We start from the raw sequence: 3,066 nt of genomic DNA, 5'->3' as shown, positions 1-3,066 counted from the left end.
CTTTTTCTTCTTGTCCATAGCTTTATTGTTAGAGTTTAGAGAGGGATTCCCCAACTGTCGAACTTGGGTTTGATTTTGGAAATTTCACTTTCGCTTAGTTCCTGTCTGAACCAGCCAATCAGGTTAAAATCCTGACCTAAAAATGCAGCCCTGGTTCCCCACAAATACTGTTTCATGCCAAAGGCTTTTATCACCAATAGCATATCATCCTTGCTCTGTATCTTATCAATGATGGAGTAAATGACCTTTTCATCTGTACCAAAGTCGAGCATTGCACCGTACAGCGTATTGGCATATAAAGCAGCATCAGAAGCCGAAATCGTCAGGTTTTGCCTGTCGATAACCGTATCTTTTATTGATGGAGCAACCCTTGATGAAGTGCCATCAGGATTCTTCTTAAACAATAGCTTTTTAACTGCGTAAATACCAATTCCAACGCCCAAAATGGGCAATCCGTATTTAATGCCATTGGCTATTAATGTTGCTTTATTTACTGGTGGTAACTGTTGCACGGTGCTGAGTTTTTTAGATGTATCGTAATGCGGTCTTTACAATCTTCGGGTTCTTGGCAACCTTGGTCAGAAGCTTAATCATGTCCTGTTGCTCAACCTTGTTGACTGCATTTTGCAAAAGGTTTCCTACTTGCTGAACTACTTCGGTACTGTCAGCTTCAATGGTGATTCCTACTTTAAATTTTCTCATCATCGTATGTTTTAATCGTTGTCTAAATCTTCGTTATCAAACTTTGCGTTTCCCGGTTCTTGTTCTGATATGCCATTCACGGCTTGATTCAGGAATAGAAGGGTTTTATTAATTAGCTCTGCTTTGTCAAGGCATAAGCCAACGATGTTTGCAATCTTGGCTACATCTTGTAGTTCCCATGTCATAAGGGCATCGGATAGTTTTTTGATAATCTCTGCTTTCTTGCGGTCTTCGGGGGTATTTGCTGTGCCTATGTCGGTAATCTCAACATTGGTTTCAGGGAGCTGCGTTGATTCTTCCTCGGAATCATCAAGCATTCCCAAAGCTCCTTTGAGTTCTTCGGCTGATAAGCCTAATAATTCTGCTGTTTTTGGACTGTTGGTAAGCAAGCGTGAACCAATACCAACCAATGCACCTGTGGCAACACGTTTCATCACTTCATTGGGAGCATACCCGGCAAGACGGCTTTCAAGGTCTGTCTTATCGGTTTTCAGTTCCCTGTTTTCTCTTTGGTAGCGATCTTTCTCAGCTCGTAGTTCAGCATTTTCGTTGCGTAAACGCTCATATTTTTCTTCCAAAGTATTGTAGCGTGTCTCGAACTTAAAATCATCCAACTGCTTTTGGTAGCTGATTCGCTCAACCTCTTTGTTATTACCCGATAAAGCATTGAACACACCGAACAGACCATCAAGCTTAGATTTTACGGCAGGGTTATCTCCTGAAAATAATCCTAACAAGGAATCCAGTTCACCCAATCCATTGGTGTTGTTTTGGATTTGGCTCTGTTTCATTTCCTCCTGGATAATGGTTTGTATCTCTGCTCTCTCAATGGGTTCTTTGGGTGGGTTCAAAAGCTTGCTGATATTCACAGTATAACTGTTCAGGCTTCTGGCATTGGGGCTTTTGCCTCCAAACACATCAACCCTGAGTGAACCGTGAGACTGCTTTGCTTTTTCAATGGCACTTTCAATGTCTCGATTAAACTTATCCGTTCCGGAGGTTCTTGAAGTGAGTGCTGTTTCCTGTGCTGCGGTAACCAGGTATATTTCGTAAGCGTAAGGGTACTTTTGTTCGTCCTCTGAACGCTTTATAAACTCGTATATGCTTTGTATTTGCTCTCTGTAATCCAACATAGTCGTATTAATTTCGGTGGGGAATAATCTTTACAAACTCCAATCGGTAAGGCTTAAAGTTTTCCGCTTGGGTTTTGATGTCTATGTAATCGGTGAATACCTGATAGCGGTACTCATCCATAAAGTCGTATTCTTCGGGTGTAGCGGTAAACACGTTATCGCTGCTAATGAGTTCCATTTCATCAATGGAGCTTGGCAAACCTTTGGTGTTCAGAATCCACATATCGTTTTTCAGGTCCAGCGAAATATCAGCACCTGTTACCATTATCACCGTTGGTTTTAATTGGTAGCTGTCGATGGTTCGCATCCCTGAAACACGGTCTTTTGCGATGGTATGTAGTAACTCACTCGTGTTCATATTCAATGTAGATTCTAATGGTTAGCGTATTGTCTCCGCTGTTTTTATTGCTTTTGAAAACCGTATGGATGTTGCTGTTTACCTCCAAAGGCTCATGGAATGGGATAACTTCTTTGCTCAGATGCTTTACCTTTCGGTTGGCAGTAAGCATGTAATCACGCAATAGAAAACTGTTGCCATTAACTAATAGGCTGATATTGCCACATTCATAAGGTTCTGGCTGTTTGTAAGCTTTAACAGGACGAAGAAAAACATCGGATTTATGCAGATAGGCAAAGGTTAATGTTTCCTGTGCTATCAAGTCGGCAAATTCAAGGCTTGTAATGGTTTGACCTTTTTCAAACAAACCCACTTCGTTATAGAGATAATCGGCAAACTGCGTATTGAAAAGCTCTGCAATGCTGTTGTTCAGGTTGCTTTGTTGGTCGGTATCAAGGCAAGTAAATTTGATGTTGTTACTCAGAATATCAACGATTGCCGGAAGAATATCACTTTCAAAAAAGTCTTTGCTTTCCGCTTCACTTGCCCTTGTTCGTAGGTATGAATAGAACAGGTTGGTAATACCATCGGTCAATAACAAATCGGATATTAAAGCCTGTGGAAAAGCTAAATCCTGTGTTACATCTTCCAATTCCGATTCCTTTTTAACCAGGGCGTTTATTGCAATGCCTGTAATCAGTTTACAGGAAGCAGGGAGCAAGTCCTGTTCGTTGATGTGTTTATTGCCAACTGAGGTTTTTGTAATTACAAAATATCGTTTCATTGTCGGGAGATTTTTGGGTTATTTCTTTTTCTCTACCTCGGCAAGCAGATACACACGAACATTGTAGCTTTCATTAACAGCCAGGTTCTCGCTGTCGTCTTTGTAAATGA

Annotated in this window: 5 protein-coding genes; all 5 read right to left on the bottom strand. The window is 41.0% G+C overall.

All coding sequences use genetic code 11. The annotated features are described in order from the left end of the window. Positions 1-35: 35 nt before the first annotated feature. The 5 genes from OM075_RS24655 to OM075_RS24635 are packed head-to-tail and all read right to left on the bottom strand — an operon-like array spanning position 36 to position 2,956. Positions 36-512: a hypothetical protein gene (locus OM075_RS24655; protein ID WP_301193227.1), complete on the bottom strand. Its 477-nt coding sequence runs from the start codon at positions 510-512 to the stop codon at positions 36-38. Between the two features lie 13 nt (positions 513-525). Further along, positions 526-702, bottom strand: a complete 177-nt coding sequence (locus OM075_RS24650) for a hypothetical protein (protein WP_170154413.1) — start codon at positions 700-702, stop codon at positions 526-528. Between the two features lie 11 nt (positions 703-713). Further along, a complete protein-coding gene (locus tag OM075_RS24645; RefSeq protein ID WP_301193226.1) occupies positions 714-1,835 on the bottom strand; it encodes a hypothetical protein in 1,122 nt (373 codons plus the stop codon). A 7-nt stretch (positions 1,836-1,842) separates the two neighbouring features. Next, on the bottom strand, positions 1,843-2,193 hold the full coding sequence (locus tag OM075_RS24640) for a hypothetical protein (RefSeq protein WP_301193225.1): 351 nt from the start codon (positions 2,191-2,193) through the stop codon (positions 1,843-1,845). Beyond that, positions 2,180-2,956, bottom strand: a complete 777-nt coding sequence (locus OM075_RS24635) for a hypothetical protein (RefSeq protein ID WP_301193224.1) — start codon at positions 2,954-2,956, stop codon at positions 2,180-2,182. The genes OM075_RS24640 and OM075_RS24635 overlap by 14 nt, the downstream gene beginning before the upstream one ends. Positions 2,957-3,066 lie beyond the last annotated feature (110 nt).

The sequence above is a fragment of the Plebeiibacterium sediminum genome (genome assembly GCF_026013605.1).
Lineage (GTDB): Bacteria > Bacteroidota > Bacteroidia > Bacteroidales > Marinilabiliaceae > Saccharicrinis > Saccharicrinis sediminus.
This window is presented reverse-complemented; position numbering and strand designations above follow the sequence as displayed.

What these genes read in the sequence shown, in the direction of transcription:
- OM075_RS24640 (WP_301193225.1), bottom strand. Translation starts at nt 2,193, where the DNA reads ATGAACACGAGTGAGTTACTACATACCATCGCAAAAGACCGTGTTTCA.
- OM075_RS24645 (WP_301193226.1), bottom strand. Translation starts at nt 1,835, where the DNA reads ATGTTGGATTACAGAGAGCAAATACAAAGCATATACGAGTTTATAAAG.
- OM075_RS24650 (WP_170154413.1), bottom strand. Translation starts at nt 702, where the DNA reads ATGAGAAAATTTAAAGTAGGAATCACCATTGAAGCTGACAGTACCGAA.
- OM075_RS24635 (WP_301193224.1), bottom strand. Translation starts at nt 2,956, where the DNA reads ATGAAACGATATTTTGTAATTACAAAAACCTCAGTTGGCAATAAACAC.